Raw genomic sequence first — 16,660 nt, 5'->3', positions numbered from 1 at the left:
AGGAGAGCGACCATGAACGCCGCCCCTCACTTGCCGGCCCTGCTCGCGGCCGGCGAAACCCGCCTGTCGGCCGAGCAGATCTACCCGCGGCTGTTCGATGCCATCCTCGAACAGCGCCTGCCACCTGGCAGCCTGTTGCCCGAACAGGCGCTGGGCCATGCCTTTGGTGTCAGCCGTACAGTGATCCGCCGTGTGCTCGGGCGCCTGTCCGACCAGCAGGTGGTGGTGCAACGCCCCAGCCACACTGCGCATCTGGCCGTGCCCGACCCAGAGCAGGCACGCCAGGTGCTCAGCGCCCGGCGTCTGGCCGAAACCACGCTGATCACCCTGGCCGCGCAACGCGCCCGGCCGGTACAGATTCGCCAGCTGCGGCAACTGGTGGAGCGCGAGCGCCAGCACCATGAAAACGGCGAGCGTTGTGCGGCGATCCGCCTGGGCGGCGAGTTTCACCTGAAACTGGCGCAGGTGGCTGCCAATGCGCCACTGGCGCGGTTTCTCAATGGGCTGGTGCCGATGACCTCGCTGATCATCGCCCGTTACGAGTCGCCTTGCTGCGACCACTGCGCGTGGGAGGAACATGCAGCGATCATCGATGCCGTGGAGCATGGCGATGCCGAGGCGGCGCTGGGCCTGATGCACAAGCACCTCGACCGCCTGGAAGAAAAGCTCGACCTGGAATGACCCACGCTCTTTCTGGTGAACGCGGTCCCTGTGGGAGCGGCCTTGTGTCGCGAAAGGGCCGCCCCACAGGGACCGCGTTCACGCAGAAATCTGCGTTGATCCTGAACGGCCGATAGGCTGCACGGCAGCCCTTCACCCCCCACCCTATACTCCGAGAACCACCCCAGCCTCTATCAGGGAGGCGGTTGCGTGAGCACTCGAGCCCTCCTGCTGCTGTGCCTGCTGCTGGCCTTGGCCGGTTGCGCAGGCAAGCCCCCACCTGTCCCGCCGCCACCGGTGGTGCTCACCACCGCCACCTGGCAACGCATCGACCAGGAACTGATCGAAGCCTCGGTCGGCGCCGGCAGCTCGGCCAACGACTATGCACGCCGTTCCATGCGGGTGTGGAAGGAACAGGTACAGCAGCGTACCGAAAGCGACTTCATCCCTTGGTTTACCGGCTACTGGACCCAGCAGTGGCTGACCCTCAAGGTGGCCTGGTACAAGATCGACAGCGGTGAAGGCCGGGAGCCGGCGGAAAAGCGCCTGGCGCTGTACCTGCAGGAGCAGTACCACAAGCGGGTGATCGAACCGGTGGCCGAGCAGATCAACCCCGAAGGCATTCGCGACCGCGCCAGCGAGCTGTACCTGCAACTGCTCGGCCAGCAGCTGCCGGCCATCATCAGCCGCTACAACGCTCCCCCCGAGCAGTTCAGCCAGCGCCTCAACCGCATTCCCGCCATCGCCCTGGGGCCACCGGATGCGCGCAATGCCAGCCTTTACCAGCTGCTGCGGGCCAAGTCGCTGGCCCAGCAACCTGCCTGGCAAGCCATGCGCCAGCATCTGCACCAGCAGGCCAGCAAAGGCCCGGGCAAGACCGATGTCGGGTTGAACTCGGTGGCCAACCAGGCCAGCGAAAAGCTCGGCGCCACCCTGGCTCCGCGCGGCATCGCCAGTGCCGTGGCGTCGGCAGTGGGCAAAGTGGCGGGGGCGATGATTTCGATTGCGGCGGCCGGCTATGGGGTCATGACCCATGACCGCGAACACCCGCAGATGGTCGAGCAGTTGCGGGTGATCCTCAACGTGGCGCTGAACCAGGAATGGCAGGAGTTGATGGAGAACCGCCAGAGCGGGGCCATGTCGGGGGTGTACTACCTTTCGGGGCAGGTCGAGGACAGCTTGCTGGCCAGTGTACCGAGGACGGAGGAACAACCGGTTGAGCAGCAGGTGAAGCAGCAGCAGGAGCCTTTGATCATTCGCTTGCCGCCTTAGTAGTGGTTTTCTGTGCCGGCCTCTTCGCGGGCTCGCCCGCTCCCACAGGGGTATCACAGGCCTTGAGAACTGTGGAGATCCTGTGGGAGCGGGCGTGCCCGCGAAGAGGCCGCCACAGGTAATGCGTCAGGCCGTAGCCAACGCAGAACTGGGCAAGCCAAAGATCCGGTCAAACGCCCAGTTGTAGGCAAAGGTGTAGCACGGCACCAGCACGATAAACGCCATGTCCACCAGCAACGCCTCCAGCAATGTCATGTCCAGCCACCAGGCAATCAGCGGGATCAGGTACACCACCAGGGTCAGCTGGAAGCCGATGGCATGCGCCACCCGCCGTGCCACACTGCGCCCGCGCGTGGCCTGGCGGCTCTCCCACCACTCGAACAGGGTGTTGTAGATCAGGTTCCAGAGCATGGCGATGGTAGTGATCATCACCGCCAGAGGCCCGGTATGCGATGCCTGGGTGTCCGACAGGTAGGCCAGCCCGAGGGTCGACATGCACAGCCCGATCAGTTCATAGAGAGTCACGTAGACGAGTTTGCGTTTGAGTCCCTGCACCCGGGATTACCTCCAATGACAAAGCGATGGGGCGCGATCATGCTTCATCACTCTTGACAGCAAAAGTCAGCAGCTATCAGATCTTCTGACAGGAGGCTGCCATGAACTTTTCCAGCGACAATATCCAGCTGTTTCTCGCCGTGCTCGACCGCGGTTCGTTTTCCGCCGCTGCACGGGCCCTGCAGCGGGTGCCTTCGGCCGTGAGCATGGCCATCGGCAACCTCGAGGCCGAACTGGGCTACACCCTGTTCGAGCGCGGCCCACGGGAAGTCCGCCCCACCGCCGAGGCCAAGGCGCTGGAACCTCATGCCCGGTTGATCGCCGAACAACTGGGGCTGCTGCAGGTGCATGCCCTGGAACTGTCCCAGGGGCTGGAGAGCAGCCTGACCTTGGCCGTGGTGCCGGACATCGACCACCGCCCGCTGCTGGCGGCCATCGCTCACCTGGGTGAGCGGCACCCGCTGCTGGACATCGCCCTGCTCAGCGCCCCGCAGGAAGAGGCCGTACACCTGCTGGACAGTGGCCGCGCCGACCTTTGCGTGGCTTTTGCCGGGCTGCAGGTCGATGCCCGTCGCGGCTTCCAGCACATCGGCATGGAATCGCTGGTGGCCACATTGTCCCCCGCTCACCCGGCCTTGCGCGAGGGGCGTATCCACTACCTCGAAGACCTGACCCGAGTGCGCCAGATCCTGGTGCGTAGCCATGACCTTCCGGTGACAGACCCACGCCCGTTGATAGGCGCCACGCACTGGTCAACCGACAGCTTCGACCTCGCCCTGCAGATGGTCGAGGCCGGCCTGGGCTGGGGCGACTTGCCGCTGTCGAGGGTCGCGCCACTGCTGGCCAGCGGGCGCCTGGTGCGCCTGGATTTTCGCAACACCCGCAACGAGCTGCAGTTGCCGGTACACATCTTCTGGCGCAAGCAACAACCGTTGCAGCAGGCTGCACGCCTGTTGATCGAGCAGTTGTGTAGCCAGTGAATACCGTCCGTCGAAATGACCGTAAGAAATTTCTGTAAGCACTTCAATCTTTTACCCCTTGAGCCGATATCCCGAACGATAGGTTCCGCAATGCGTCATGAGCGCGCTGCGCCCTCCCCTCATTGGCCCAAGGTCTCGAAACATGAACCTGAAATTTCGCCACAAGATCCTGCTCAGCGCCTGCGGTGTCGTGGTCCTGGCATTTGCCCTGTTCACGCTCTACAACGACTACCTGCAACGCAATACCATCCGCCAGAACATCGAAGCTTCGGTGCAGCAGTCGGGCGCACTGACCGCCAGTAGTGTGCAGAACTGGATGAGCGGGCGCATCCTGGTGCTGGAAAACCTGGCCCAGGACATCGCCCAGCAAGGCGCTGGCGATACCCTGGAAGGACTGATCGAGCAGCCATCCTATACGCGTAATTTCCTGTTCACTTACCTGGGCCAGGCCACCGGTGCGTTCACCCAACGCCCCAATGCGCAGATGCCCGCCGGTTACGACCCACGTCAGCGCCCGTGGTACGGCGCCGCGGCCAGCGCCGGGCAGACCGTGCTGACTGCCCCGTACCAGGGGGCTGTCGGCGGCCTGATGGTAACCATCGCCACGCCAGTGAAAAGCAAGAACAATGGCGAGCTGATCGGCGTGGTCGGCGGTGACGTCACCCTCGACACCCTGGTCGAGATCATCAACTCGGTCGATTTCGGCGGCATCGGCCACGCCTTCCTGGCCGACAGCAATGGCCAGGTGATCGTCAGCCCCGACAAAGACCAGGTGATGAAGAACCTCAAGGACATCTACCCTGGCAGCAACCTGCGAGTCGCCGCCGGCATGCAGGATGTCACCCTCAATGGCCAGGACCGCATCATTTCCTTCGCCCCGGTGGCCGGCCTGCCTTCGGCACAGTGGTACATCGGCCTGTCGATCGACAAGGACAAGGCCTACGCTGCGCTCAGCCAGTTCCGCACCTCGGCGATCATCGCGATGCTGATTGCGGTGGCTGCCATCGCCGGCCTGCTCGGCCTGCTGATCCCGATACTGATGAGCCCGCTGACCACCATGGGCCGCGCCATGCGCGACATCGCCGAGGGAGAAGGTGACCTTACCCGCCGCCTGACCGTGCAGAACAAGGACGAGTTCGGCGAACTGGCCACTTCGTTCAACCGCTTCGTCGAGCGCATTCATGCCTCGATCAGCGAAGTGTCCTCGGCAACCCGCCTGGTGCACGATCTGTCGGAGAAGGTGGTCAATGCCTCCAATGCGTCGATCATCGGTTCCGAAGAGCAAAGCATGCGCACCAACAGCGTGGCCGCAGCGATCAACGAGTTGGGTGCTGCCACCCAGGAGATCGCCCGCAACGCCGCCGATGCCTCGCAGCATGCCAGCGGTGCCAGCGAGCAGGCCCACGGTGGCCGTGAAGTGGTCGAAGAAGCGATCAGCGCCATGACCGCCCTGTCGCAGCGCATCAGCGAGTCCTGCGCGCAAATCGAAACGCTCAACGCCAGCACTGACGAAATTGGCAAGATCCTCGACGTGATCAAGGGCATCTCGCAGCAGACCAACCTGCTGGCGCTGAACGCCGCCATCGAAGCGGCGCGTGCCGGTGAGGCCGGCCGTGGCTTTGCCGTGGTGGCCGACGAGGTACGCAACCTGGCGCACCGCACCCAGGAATCGGCGGAAGAAATCCACCGCATGATCACCAGCCTGCAGGTAGGCTCGCGCGAAGCGGTGCACACCATGAACACCAGCCAGGTTTCCAGCGAGCAGACCGTGCAGGTGGCCAACCAGGCCGGCGAGCGCCTGGCCAGCGTGACCCAGCGTATTGGCGAGATCGATGGCATGAACCAGTCGGTGGCTACCGCTACCGAAGAGCAGACCGCCGTGGTCGAGAGCCTCAACCTGGACATCACCCAGATCAACGCCCTGAACCAGCAAGGGGTGGAGAACCTCAACGAGACCCTGCGCCATTGTGACCAACTGGCCCAGCAGGCCGGGCGCCTGAAGCAGCTGGTAGGCAGCTTCAGAATCTGATGGCCCAGGGGGGCGCTCTGCGCCCCAATCGCGACGCAAGGCCGCTCCCACAGGTGCCATGCGATCCTTGTGGGAGCGGCCTTGTGTCGCGATCGGGCTGCGCAGCAGCCCCCTACGCCACCGCCGCTTTAACCACTTTGCTCCGCCGGCCCCAGGCCAGCAGCACCGCCGCCATCAACACGAAACCCAGGTAGCCGAACAGCGGGTACACCTCACCCACCAGGCTGATGAACCCCACCAGGCTGCATCCGAACGCCGCCACGCCGGCCACCACCGAGCCCCAGCGAAACCTCACCGTACCCGCCGGCATCAGCCGCGAGAGAAACGAGAACAACGTACCCACCGCAGTGTTGACGATCATGCCGAAGATAATCAGGCACATCACCAGCCCCAGCAGTGGCGATACTTCGTTGGCGATCGACAGCATCGGCATCGGCAGGTCAGCCACGCTGTCCAGGCGCGACAACAGCCCGGCACTCATCACCAGCATCAGGCCGCCCAGTGCTGCGCCACCAAGCAGGCCACCCCATACCGCGGTTCGCTCGCCCTTGGCCGACCCACCCAGGATGGCCAGGATCGGCGCGCCGGCAACGATGTTGTACGACACGTACAGGAACGCCCCCAGCAGCCAGTGACGGGCGCCCGCCTGTTGCTGGCTGGCCAGCTGGTCGAGCTGGGCGAAGCTCTGTTCCCGGCTGAACACGGCGTACAACGCAATCGCCGAGGCCACCAGGATCAGCAACGGCGTGATGGCACCAATGGCGAGGATCACCCTGCGCACATCCAGGCACACGATGCCCACCACAACCAGCGTCACCAGGACGCTGCCGGCCAGCGCCGGGATACCGAACTGCTGCTCCAGCAAGGCACCACCACCGGCCAGCATGACCACGGTGACGGCAAACATGAAAAAGGTAATCAGCCAGTCGACGAACAGGCCCAGGTGACGGCCGCAGATGGCCTGGATCACATCCTTGTGCGAAGTGGCCTGCTGGCGATTGCCCAGCCCCGCCAGGGCCATGCCGAGGAAGGTGAACAAGGCTGCGCTGACCAGCGCACCGACCAGCCCCCACACACCGAAATCGACAAAGAACAACAACAGTTCCCGCCCCGAAGCGAACCCCGCCCCCACGATCACGCCGACAAACGCGCCGGCAATCTTCAGCTGCTCTTGCATGTGAACCTCTGGATTTATTGTTGTTTTGCTTTTTGGCGGGCAAGTCAGACCGCCGCTCCTACAGGTAATCCACCGTCCTTGAATGCAGCGCTGGCCCTGTGGGAGCGGGTTCACCCGCGAAGAGGGCACCGCGCTGCATGGCACCGGCTACGCCGGTGTTCGCGGGTGAACCCGCTCCCACAGGGCCAGGCAATCTTCCAGGTTTTGCGCAAGACAGTTGTTCATGCGCAGATTTCTGCCCGCTCAGGCGTCGCCGACGAACGCCTGCACTTCGATCTCCACATCCACCCCCAGCGCCAATGCCGACGCCACGGTCGAGCGCACCGGCAGCGCTGCGCCGAAGAACTCCTTGTACACCTCGTTGAAGCCGGCGAAGTGGCTCATGTCCGACAGCCACACGGTGGCCTTGACCACCTGGTCGAAACGCGCGCCGCAGGCCGCCAGGCTTTCGCCAATGCGCTCGCAGGCGGCGCGAGTCTGGGTTTGGATGTCACCGCGCACCACTTCGCCGCCAGCACTCATCGGCACCTGGCCGGAGAGGAACAGGAAGCCGCCGGCTTTCACCGCTCGGGAGAACGGGAACGGCAGGCTGCTGGGGAAACGCTGGATATCATTGCTCATGGGATGCTCCTTTCAGGGTTGCTGGAAACGGGCCGGGGACAGGCGCTCGGGCACCACCCCTTGGCTGACAAGGCCGGGACACAGGGGCAGGCCCAGCAGCAGGTCGGCAGCCAGGCGCGAGGCGCCCGCAGCCGACTGGATGCCATAGCCACCTTGTGCCGCCAGCCAGAAGAACGCTGGCGCGTGCACATCGAAACCGATCACCAGGTCGCCGTCGGCGACGAACGAACGCAGCCCGGCCCAGGTGTGGCTCGGCCGGCGGATCGACAGGGTGGTCATGGCTTCGATGTTGTAGATGCCCAAAGCCACGTCGAGCTCCTCGGGCGCGGCGTCCTGGGGTTCGACCGGGTCGGCATTGGCCGGCGACCCCAACAGCTGGCCGGCGTCGGGCTTGAAGTAGAAGCTTTCGTCTACGCCGATCACCGCCGGCCAGCGGGCGAAATCCTGGTCTGCCGGGCCGGGGAAAGTGAAGGCACTGCGCCGGCAGGGTTGCAGGCCGATGCGCGCCACCCCGCACTGCTCGGCCACTCGGTCGGCCCAAGCGCCAGCGGCATTTACCAGCTGGCGCGTCTGTACCCGGCTGCCATCGCCCAACTGCACCTGCCACAGGTCATCCAGGTACCAGGCCTGGATCAGCTCGGCGTTACAGCGCAATTCACCGCCAGCGGCGCGATAGCCGCGCAAGAAGCCCTGGTGCAGGGCATGTACGTCCAGGTCCATTGCGCCCGCTTCAAGCACCGCGCCGGCCAGGTTCTCGGCACGCAGGCTCGGTACCAGGGCCAGGGCTGCGTCGCGGTCGAGCAGGCTGACTTCGGTGCCGTTGCCCAGGTTCTGTGCGTGGGTCTGCTCGAGCAGCGTGCGCTGTTCCAGGCTGGCGACGTACAGGCAGCCGCGCGGTTCCAGCAGCGGGTGCTCGCAGAACCCTTGCGGTGGTGCTTCGTAGAAGGCCCGGCTGGCGCGGGTCAGCGCCTGTATCTGCGGAGTGCCGTAGGCCTCCATGAACATGGCTGCCGAACGCCCGGTGGAATGGTAGCCAGGCTGCGCTTCGCGCTCGAGCAGCAGCACCTTCTGCCGCCCGGCCAGGCGATAACCGAGGGATGCACCAGCGATGCCTGCGCCGATGATGAGGGTGTCGTAGATCGGGATCATGCACGCTCCTGCCAGGGAATTTTCATATATGAGAATTCTAATATATGAGAATTTACGAATACGCAAGGGTCCAAGGTAAGATGCCCGACTAACGCTTCATGCCGAGACCCCCGAATGCCCGCTGCCCTACCCTTGCTGGACCGTGCCGTAGTCGGCCAGCGCCTGCGCCAGGTGCGCAAGGCGCGTCAGATGACACTCAAGCAATTGTCCGAAGCCAGTGGCGTCCCGCTGTCCACCTTGTCAAAGATGGAGCTGGCGCAGGTCTCGGTCAGCTACGAAAAACTCGCCGCCGCCGCCCGGGCGCTGAACGTCGACATTGCCCAGCTGTTGCGCGCCAGCGGCACGGTAACCGCACCAGTGCCGGTGACGGTGGTGGTCGATTCACTGCCAGCGGCGGCTGGCTACTCGACCGGCACCTATGACTATCACCCGATTGCCGGCGACTTCCCTGAACGGCGCATGACACCCGCCTATGCCCGCATCATTGCCCGTGAACGTGGCGAGTTCGACGATTTTATCCGCCACCCGGGCCAAGAGTTCGCGCTGGTACTGAGCGGGCGCGTTCGTATCGAGTTCGAAACCGGGGAAGCGGTGAGCATCGGGCCGCAGGAGACGGCGTATTTCGACAGCCAGGTGGGACATATCTACCTGTCGGAAAGTGACGATGGCGCAGATGCGCATGTGATGGTGGTGATGACTGATCGCTGACCCGGTGCTGCCTGCCAGGGCCTATCGCCGGCAAGCCAGCTCCCACAGGTACGGCACAGGCCTTAAGGTTGATGCGGTGGGTGTGGGAGGCGGCTTGATAGGGCCCTGGCAGGCAGCACCTGGTTATAACCTAATAACGAACAAGTCTATTTGGCTATAAAAAAATCTATATGCTGGCTGCATCCGATAACGGGCAAAGTTGGGCGGTCGAGTAGCGTATGGATGTAGGTTCTTTCGGTTTCACCATTGCAGGCCTGGTCGTGGGTTTCATCGTCGGCATGACCGGCGTCGGTGGCGGCTCGCTGATGACCCCGATCCTGTTGTGGTTCGGCATCAGCCCGGCAACGGCCGTCGGTACCGACCTGCTCTATGCCGCCATCACCAAGGCCAGTGGCGTCTGGGTGCATGCGCGCAACAAGAACGTCGACTGGAAGATCACCGGCCTGCTCAGCCTGGGTAGCGTGCCCGCCGCGGCGCTGACCCTGTGGTTCCTCAGCACCCTGCACACCGACACATCGGCGCTCAACGCCGTCATCAAGCAAGGCCTGGCGGTGGTCCTGATCCTGACCGCGCTGGCCATCCTGTTCAAATCGCGTCTGCAGGCCTTCGCCAGCCGCCATGCCGGTGACCACTATCACCTCAGCGACCGCAGCCTGAATACCCTTACCGTGCTTACCGGCGTGGTGCTGGGGGTGATGGTCACCCTTACTTCCATCGGCGCTGGCGCACTGGGTACCGTGGCGCTGTTCCTGCTGTACCCGTTCCTGGTCACCCGCCGCCTGGTCGGTACCGAAATCGCCCACGCGGTGCCGCTGACCCTGGTGGCAGGGCTGGGCCATGCGGGGATGGGCAACATGGACTGGTCGCTGCTGGGTTACCTGCTGCTGGGCTCGCTGCCAGGCATCTACCTGGGCAGCCACCTCACCGGGCGGATTTCCGACCGCGTGCTGCGCCCGTGCCTGGCGGCGATGCTGTTGCTGATTGGCTACAAGCTGGCGTTCTGACCTTCAGCCCAGGCGCAGGCGCCACTGCCCGGTAAAGCTCAGCTCCAGACGCGACAGGGGCAACACGTCGACCCGCTGGCTGGCGCTCATCGGGCAGCCAAGTACTTGTACAAGCACGGCGCGCATCACCATCGGGTGGGTAACTGCCAGCCATTCACCAGGCCTGTCGAAGGCCGCCAGCCAGGCGGCGATACGCTGGCAAAGCACGGCGAACGACTCGCCGCCGTGAACATCACTGGCCGGGTCCTGAAGCCATTCGGTCAACGCCTGCGATTGCTCGGCCTGCAGTTGCTTCAGTGTCAGCCCTTGCCAACGCCCCAGGTCGCAATCGGCCAATGCCGGCTCGACCTGCACCGGCCCCGAAAACCTCGCCGCTGTCTCGCAGGCTCGCCGCTCTGGTGCAGTCAGCACCGGCACACCGGAAAGGTCGGCGAAAGGCTGTTGGCCGAGTGGAAGGATGCCGTCTTCGGCACGGTGCAGTCGCCCGGTCTTCTGGGCTTGGGTCAGGGCATGGCAGATCAGCGTCAGGCGGACGGCTTTCACCGGGTTTTTCTCATGGCGGGTTGAGGCGCAAGGTTTAGCACGCTGCGGCACTTTTTGCCGCAAGAAATATGGCACTGCCTGCGCCAGTGTTCCCCGGTTTGCCGGTGAATGGGCCGTACAGCACCCCCGATGTCAGAAGGTGATATTCAGCGCAGCGAACACCGCCCTGCCTGGCTGGTTATAGGTATTGGCGCCCGAAGTACTGGCGTTGCCACCACGCAGGATCTGCTTGTCGAACACGTTGTTCACCCCCACCCGCACGTCGTAGTTGGCGCTGAACTTGTACCCGGCGCTCACGTCCACCAGGCCGTAGGCTTCCACATCCTGTTGCGCGGCCTTGTCGTAGCTTTGCTGGGTGCGGTCGTTGAAGGTCGGCGACTTCTGCTTGCCGAAATAGGTACCCGCCACCTGGAACGACAGCTTCTCGGTGGCGCGCCAGTCGAGGGTGGTGTTGACGGTGTATTCCGGGATCACCGACAGTGGCTCGCCGGTCTCGCGGTTGTCGTTGTCGAGCATCCAGGTCAGGTTGGTGTTCCAGTCCAGGGCCGGGGTCAGCTCGATGAACAGGTTGCCTTCGATACCCTCCACCCGCGCCTTGCCGGCGTTGTCCCACTGGGTCACGCGGCTGCCGGTGCCGATGGTGTACAACACATCGGTATCACCGACGATCTTGTTCTTGTAGTCGTTGCGAAAGTAGGTGGCACTGGTGCGCCAGGTACCCCGGTCGTACATCAGGCCGATTTCCTTGTTGACGCTGATCTCGGGCTTGAGGTCGGCGTTGCCCTGCAGGTAGCAGCCACCGTTGTTGGTCTGCTGCACGCTGCAACCATTGCCGCGGCTGTACAGCAAATAGTTGGGGTTGGACTGGTACAGGTTCGGGGTCTTGTAGGCGCGCGCGATACCGCCTTTGACCGACAGTGCTTCGGTCAGCTTGTGCGACAGGTTCAGGCTGGGGCTGAAGTTGTCGCCAAAGGTTTCGTGGTGGTCGAAACGCAGGCCCGGGGTAATGGTGGTGTCGCCGACAATGATGTTGTCCTCGACGAACAGCGCATAGCTGCGGGCGGTCGTCTTCGAGCTGCTGCGGTCGAAACCGACGAGCCCGTCATTACCCGTGGGGTCCGAGCTTTGTGGGCGCAGCGAGCCCTGATCATTGAGCGTTTCGTACAGGTACTCGCCGCCCAGGGTCAGCACATGCTCGGTGCTGCCCATGGCGAATGGCAGGTTCACTTCGCTGCTCAGGCGCGTGTTGCGCAGGCGCGACATGGCGGCGCCTTCAGCATTGGGAGCACCTTCGGTACGGCCTGCCAGGCCCTCGTTCAGACGCCAGTTGCGCACGTACTCGTAGGCCAGCACGGTCTTGCTGGTACCCCAGGTGAAATCGCCCAGGTGGGTCAGGTCGTAGGTACTGCGCTGCATCACATTGGTTTCGTGGCCGTACAAGCTGGACACGAATTCGACGTCACCACCGCCGTTGCTGTTCATGGTGTCACCGGCAAAGATATTGCCCTGGCGGCTATAGCCGGCACTGGCCTCGAGGCGGTGCTCGTCGTTCAGCTTCCAGCTCAGCAGGCCATTGATGTCCTTGTTGCGTACGCCTTCGCGGCCCGCCACCAGCGCACTGGTGGCATGCCCGGCATTGATGTCCAGGTCGTCGGCATCGGTCTTGGCCAGACCGCCGTACAGGCGGAAGCCGAGGTTGTCGGTCAGGCCGCCGCCCAGGTTGAAGTTGGCCCGGCGGCTGGTGCCCTCGGCGCTGTCTTCCGGCAGCTGGGTGTACAGGCTGACGCTGCCCTTGAGTTCATCGGTGGGCCGTTTGGTGATGATATTGACCACCCCGCCCATGGCGCCGGAGCCGTAACGTGCGGCCGCCGGGCCACGCAGGATCTCGATACGCTCGACCGCTTCTGCCGGTACCCAGTTGGTTTCACCGCGGGTATCGCGGTCGCCGTTCCAGCCATAGCGCACGGCATTGCGTGCGCTGGATGGCTTGCCGTCGATGAGGATCAGGGTGTTTTCCGGGCCCATGCCGCGCAGGTCGATCTGCCGGTTGTTGCCACGCGCGCCGCTGGCGCTGTTGCCGGTCAGGTTGACCCCGGGCTCGCGGCGGATGATGTCGGACAGGTCATTGGCCGGCGGGTGGCGCTTGATGTCTTCGGCGGTGATGATCGATGTACCCAAGGCCTGGCGTGCCTCGCGCTCGGCGGTGACCAGGGTGTCCTGGATCACCAGCGCGCTGTCGGCGACCGGCATCTCCAGCACCTCACCCGTACGCTGTTCTTCGGCCTGGGCCGCGGTGGCCACCATGGCCGGTGACGCCAGCGCGACGAACGCCAGGGCCAGGCTGTTGGGTGAAGTCTTGCACTGCATGGGTACATCTCCTGCGATTCATGAGCGAAACGGCACATCCCTGTCGGAAACCGGGAGCCCTCGCCCACCGGCCTCGCAAACACAGTTTGGTGGCCAACAGGGATGGTAAATATAGAGATTCGCAAATGAGTTTAAATCTTATTTACGAAGTTTACATGTTTGTAACGGAACTTTGCTGACACGACAGCGTTGCCGGCGCAGCCCGGCTATTCGCGCTGATGCTTGCATACACCTGTCCGATTTGCATCCTGCGTGACGGCTCCTACAGTTTCGAACGTAGCCCTCTGCCGAGCCTCCTGATGCGCAGCCACGAAGAAAGCCACGCCACGAACGCCACCAGGTCCCTGTCAAAGATCCCTCGCAGTGTCTGGGCGCTGGGCTTCGTATCGATGTTCATGGACATCTCCTCGGAAATGATTCACGCCCTGCTGCCGCTGTACATGGTCACCGTGCTTGGCACCTCGGTAGTGGCGGTGGGCTTTATCGAAGGCATCGCCGAGGCGACCGCCTCAATCACCAAGGTGTTTTCCGGTGCCCTCAGCGACCGGCTGGGCAAGCGCAAGCTGCTTACGGTGCTGGGCTATGGCCTGGGTGCGTTGACCAAGCCAGTGTTCCCCATGGCCTCTGGGCTGGGGTGGTTGACCGCAGCACGCTTCGTCGACCGGGTCGGCAAAGGCATTCGTGGGGCGCCGCGCGATGCACTGGTGGCCGACGTCACGCCCGCAGAACTGCGTGGTGCAGCCTTCGGCTTGCGCCAGGCGCTGGATACCGTGGGCGCCTTCCTTGGGCCGTTGCTGGCGATCGTGCTGATGTGGCTGACCGCGAGCCATTTCCAGACGGTGTTCTGGGTGGCGGTGCTTCCGGCGTTCGTGGCGGTGTACATCCTCATCGCCTTCGTGCGCGAACCTGAAACGCCGGCCACCACCCGGCCGGTGCGCTCACCACTGGCCCTGCACGAGCTGGCCCGCCTGGGCCCGGCCTACTGGCGGCTGATCGGCCTGGCCACGCTGTTCACCCTCGCCCGCTTCAGCGAGGCGTTTCTGCTGCTGCGCGCCCAGGACATGGGCTTGGCGCCGCTGTGGGCGCCGGCAGTGCTGGTGCTCATGGCCCTGGCCTACTCGTTGTCAGCCTACCCAGCGGGGGTACTGTCGGACCGCGTAGGCCGCCGGGGCGTGCTGATGACCGGGCTGGGGCTGCTGGTCGCCGCAGACCTGCTGCTGGCCCTGCTGCCGGGCTGGACCGGGCTGGCCATGGGGGTGGCTGCCTGGGGCCTGCACCTGGGCTTCAGCCAAGGCATCTTTGCCGCCATGATCGCCGACAGCGCCCCCGCGGAGCTGCGCGGTACAGCCTTCGGCCTGTTCAACCTGCTGACCGGCGTGGCGCTGCTGGTGGCCAGCGTGGTGGCCGGGCTGCTGTGGGACGGGGTCGGCTTCAAGGCGACATTCCTGCTTGGCGCAGCATGTGCCGGCGGCACCCTGATCGGGGTCGTATTGCTCAGGCCGGCCCCGATCACCGGCAATCCAAACTAGGCCAGCGCTGGCTGCTGCTCCAGTAGCGACCAGCCGCCATGTCCATCCACCTCCAGCCGGTGGGTATGGAAACCTGCCAGTGTACTGCGGTGCCCGACACTGACCAGCAATGCCCCCGGCATTTCCGTACGCAGCAGAGAATACAGGGCATGCTCGAGCCCTTCGTCCATGGCCGAAGTGGACTCGTCAAGGAACACCACTTGCGGCCGGTTGAACAGCACCCGGGCAAATGCGAGGCGCTGCTGCTCACCAACCGAGAGAATGTGTGACCAGTCACAGCTGACTTCCAGTCGCTCGGCCAAGTGGGCCAGGTTGACCTGGCGCAAGGCCCGCTGCATCCGCGTTTCATCCTCAGGTCTGCTGGCCACCGGGTACGCGATGACCGTGCGCAGATCGCCCAGCGGTAGGTACGGCCGCTGCGACAGGAACAGCGCCTGGTGGCCCAGCGGGCGCCTGACCTCACCCTCGGCGTACGGCCAGAGTCCCGCCAGCGCACGCAGCAGCGTGGTTTTACCGCTGCCCGACGGCCCCTTGATCAACAGCGCCTGGCCGGCATGCAGGTCAAGGTCCAGGTCGGTGATAAGGGCATGCCCGTCCGGGCGCAGCACCTGCAGGCGGCTGATCGCCAGGGCATGCTCCTGGTCCTCGGTGATGACGCGCGGCAAAGCGCTCGCCTGCTCGTTGGCATCGAGGAAGCCGGTCAGACGGTCGAGGGTGGCCCGGTACTGGGCAAACGCATCATACGACTCGCGGAAGAACGACAACGAATCCTGCACCTGGCCAAAGGCCTGGGAGGTCTGCATGACGTCGCCCAGCTTGATCGCCCCGCTGAAGAAGCGCGGTGCCTGCAGAATGAATGGGAACACCACTGCGACCTGGCTCACGCCCAGGTTGAAACCGTTGAATTTCAGGTTCCGGAAAACTAGCGCCCAGGCATTCACGATCAAGGCACCAAAGCGACCCAGCAACGTGCCCCGCTCGACCTGCGCGCCCTGGTAGAAAGCGATGTTCTCGGCATTTTCGCGCAGACGCATCAGCGCGTAACGGAAGTTGGCGGTGAGCTTTTCGTTGAGGAAGTTCAGGCGGATCAGCGGTCGTCCGAGGCGGAAGGCGATCCAGGTGGCGACGATGACGTAAAGGTACACGGCAAACACCATAGCCCGGGGAATCTCCACACCGGCAACGGCCAGCGGCGCCGACAGCCCCCAGAGGATGCCGGTGAACGCCACCAGCGAAACCAGCGCACTGACTGCGCCCAGGGCGAGGGTCACCGAGTTGCTGACAAAGGCGTTGACGTCCAGTTCGATACGTTGGTCAGGGTTGTCCACGGGCTCGGCGAGGAACTGGCCACGGTAGTAGGCATCGCCGTGCATCCAGTCGTGGGTCAGGCGCTCGGTCAGCCAGACTCGCCATTGGATGCTGAACGCCTGGCTTACATAGAAGGTGAACAGTGAACGCAGCACATGGATGGTGGCCAATACTGCAAAGACACCGAGCAGGTACCAGAAGGCGGCTTGGTCAAGGCCCTGCAAGGCGCTGTAGAAGCCGTTGTACCAGAATGAGAACAGCACGTTCAGACGCACCGAGAATAGCGTCAGAACCAGCAGCAGGGCGAATACCAGTAACGGTCGCCAACTGCGCCTGAAACTGAAATAGGGCCCGGCAAGCTGCCAGAACTGGCTGCCCCAGCGCGTACAACGTACGGCCAGTGTGGCGGCTGCTATGAAGCAGACAAGGGTGATGAACGAGGCGATTGCCAGCCAGCTCAGGCTCTCTTGCAAGGCCTGGTGCCAGTTCATTTCCATGATGGGTATCCGTGCTGAGTATTTCCGCGAGCGTAGCATTGACCTGTGATTCGTCAGGCATAAATGACGCACATTTCATGATTGCTTTCGGAGCTACGCGGGCCCCTGTGGGAGCGTTGTACAGGTCTGGGGCTTATTGGCCAGAAAGACAAAACCCCTACCTGCATGCGCAGATAGGGGTTTTGCGAAATGAATCTTGACGATGACCTACTCTCACATGGGGAAACCCCACACTACCATCGGCGATGCATCGTTTCACTA

14 protein-coding genes and 1 pseudogene are annotated in these 16,660 nt (G+C 63.8%); 8 read left to right on the top strand and 7 right to left on the bottom strand.

The features are described 5' to 3' along the window. Positions 1-12 precede the first annotated feature (12 nt). A complete protein-coding gene (locus tag RR51_RS17990) occupies positions 13-681 on the top strand; it encodes a GntR family transcriptional regulator (protein WP_003260724.1) in 669 nt (222 codons plus the stop codon). 189 nt (positions 682-870) lie between these two features. After that, entirely contained in the window at positions 871-1,932 is a 1,062-nt protein-coding gene (locus tag RR51_RS17985) for a hypothetical protein (protein ID WP_039614295.1), read from the top strand. A 126-nt stretch (positions 1,933-2,058) separates the two neighbouring features. Here the strand turns inward: RR51_RS17985 and RR51_RS17980 are convergent, their stop codons facing one another. Further along, complete coding sequence (locus RR51_RS17980) at positions 2,059-2,487, bottom strand: PACE efflux transporter (protein ID WP_039614294.1); 429 nt, start codon at positions 2,485-2,487, stop codon at positions 2,059-2,061. A 101-nt stretch (positions 2,488-2,588) separates the two neighbouring features. Between RR51_RS17980 and RR51_RS17975 the strand changes: the two genes are divergently transcribed. From RR51_RS17975 to RR51_RS31975, 3 genes and pseudogenes are all read left to right on the top strand, one after another. Beyond that, entirely contained in the window at positions 2,589-3,467 is an 879-nt protein-coding gene (locus tag RR51_RS17975) for a LysR family transcriptional regulator (protein WP_023661323.1), read from the top strand. Between the two features lie 97 nt (positions 3,468-3,564). Then, a pseudogene (gene mcpA, locus RR51_RS31980) lies at positions 3,565-4,641 on the top strand (methyl-accepting chemotaxis protein McpA); the annotation flags it as partial. 114 nt (positions 4,642-4,755) lie between these two features. After that, positions 4,756-5,496 (top strand): methyl-accepting chemotaxis protein, encoded by a 741-nt coding sequence (locus tag RR51_RS31975; RefSeq protein ID WP_370290711.1) that lies wholly within the window; start codon positions 4,756-4,758, stop codon positions 5,494-5,496. 112 nt (positions 5,497-5,608) lie between these two features. On the opposite strand, the gene RR51_RS17965 is transcribed toward RR51_RS31975, so the two are convergent. From RR51_RS17965 to RR51_RS17955, 3 genes are all read right to left on the bottom strand, one after another. Beyond that, positions 5,609-6,673, bottom strand: a complete 1,065-nt coding sequence (locus RR51_RS17965; RefSeq protein ID WP_039614293.1) for a YkvI family membrane protein — start codon at positions 6,671-6,673, stop codon at positions 5,609-5,611. Between the two features lie 243 nt (positions 6,674-6,916). Continuing rightward, a complete protein-coding gene (locus RR51_RS17960) occupies positions 6,917-7,294 on the bottom strand; it encodes a RidA family protein (protein WP_025338401.1) in 378 nt (125 codons plus the stop codon). Positions 7,295-7,306: 12 nt separating this feature from the next. Next, positions 7,307-8,443: an NAD(P)/FAD-dependent oxidoreductase gene (locus tag RR51_RS17955; protein WP_039614292.1), complete on the bottom strand. Its 1,137-nt coding sequence runs from the start codon at positions 8,441-8,443 to the stop codon at positions 7,307-7,309. 114 nt (positions 8,444-8,557) lie between these two features. On the opposite strand from RR51_RS17955, the gene RR51_RS17950 reads away from it, so the two are divergent. Next, positions 8,558-9,151, top strand: a complete 594-nt coding sequence (locus RR51_RS17950; RefSeq protein WP_039614291.1) for a helix-turn-helix domain-containing protein — start codon at positions 8,558-8,560, stop codon at positions 9,149-9,151. A 218-nt stretch (positions 9,152-9,369) separates the two neighbouring features. Further along, positions 9,370-10,155, top strand: coding sequence for a sulfite exporter TauE/SafE family protein (locus tag RR51_RS17945; RefSeq protein ID WP_013971855.1), 786 nt, complete (start codon positions 9,370-9,372; stop codon positions 10,153-10,155). A 3-nt stretch (positions 10,156-10,158) separates the two neighbouring features. Here the strand turns inward: RR51_RS17945 and RR51_RS17940 are convergent, their stop codons facing one another. Next, complete coding sequence (locus tag RR51_RS17940; RefSeq protein ID WP_039614290.1) at positions 10,159-10,698, bottom strand: histidine phosphatase family protein; 540 nt, start codon at positions 10,696-10,698, stop codon at positions 10,159-10,161. A 132-nt stretch (positions 10,699-10,830) separates the two neighbouring features. Next, positions 10,831-13,065, bottom strand: a complete 2,235-nt coding sequence (locus RR51_RS17935; protein ID WP_039614289.1) for a TonB-dependent siderophore receptor — start codon at positions 13,063-13,065, stop codon at positions 10,831-10,833. Positions 13,066-13,364: 299 nt separating this feature from the next. Between RR51_RS17935 and RR51_RS17930 the strand changes: the two genes are divergently transcribed. Further along, entirely contained in the window at positions 13,365-14,594 is a 1,230-nt protein-coding gene (locus tag RR51_RS17930) for an MFS transporter (RefSeq protein ID WP_039614336.1), read from the top strand. Here the strand turns inward: RR51_RS17930 and RR51_RS17925 are convergent. Continuing rightward, on the bottom strand, positions 14,591-16,399 hold the full coding sequence (locus RR51_RS17925) for an ABC transporter ATP-binding protein/permease (RefSeq protein ID WP_039614288.1): 1,809 nt from the start codon (positions 16,397-16,399) through the stop codon (positions 14,591-14,593). The two genes, RR51_RS17930 and RR51_RS17925, sit on opposite strands and share 4 nt — an antisense overlap. Positions 16,400-16,660: the final 261 nt, after the last annotated feature.

Source organism: Pseudomonas sp. C5pp (assembly GCF_000814065.1).
GTDB classification, from domain to species: domain Bacteria; phylum Pseudomonadota; class Gammaproteobacteria; order Pseudomonadales; family Pseudomonadaceae; genus Aquipseudomonas; species Aquipseudomonas asiatica.
This window is presented reverse-complemented; position numbering and strand designations above follow the sequence as displayed.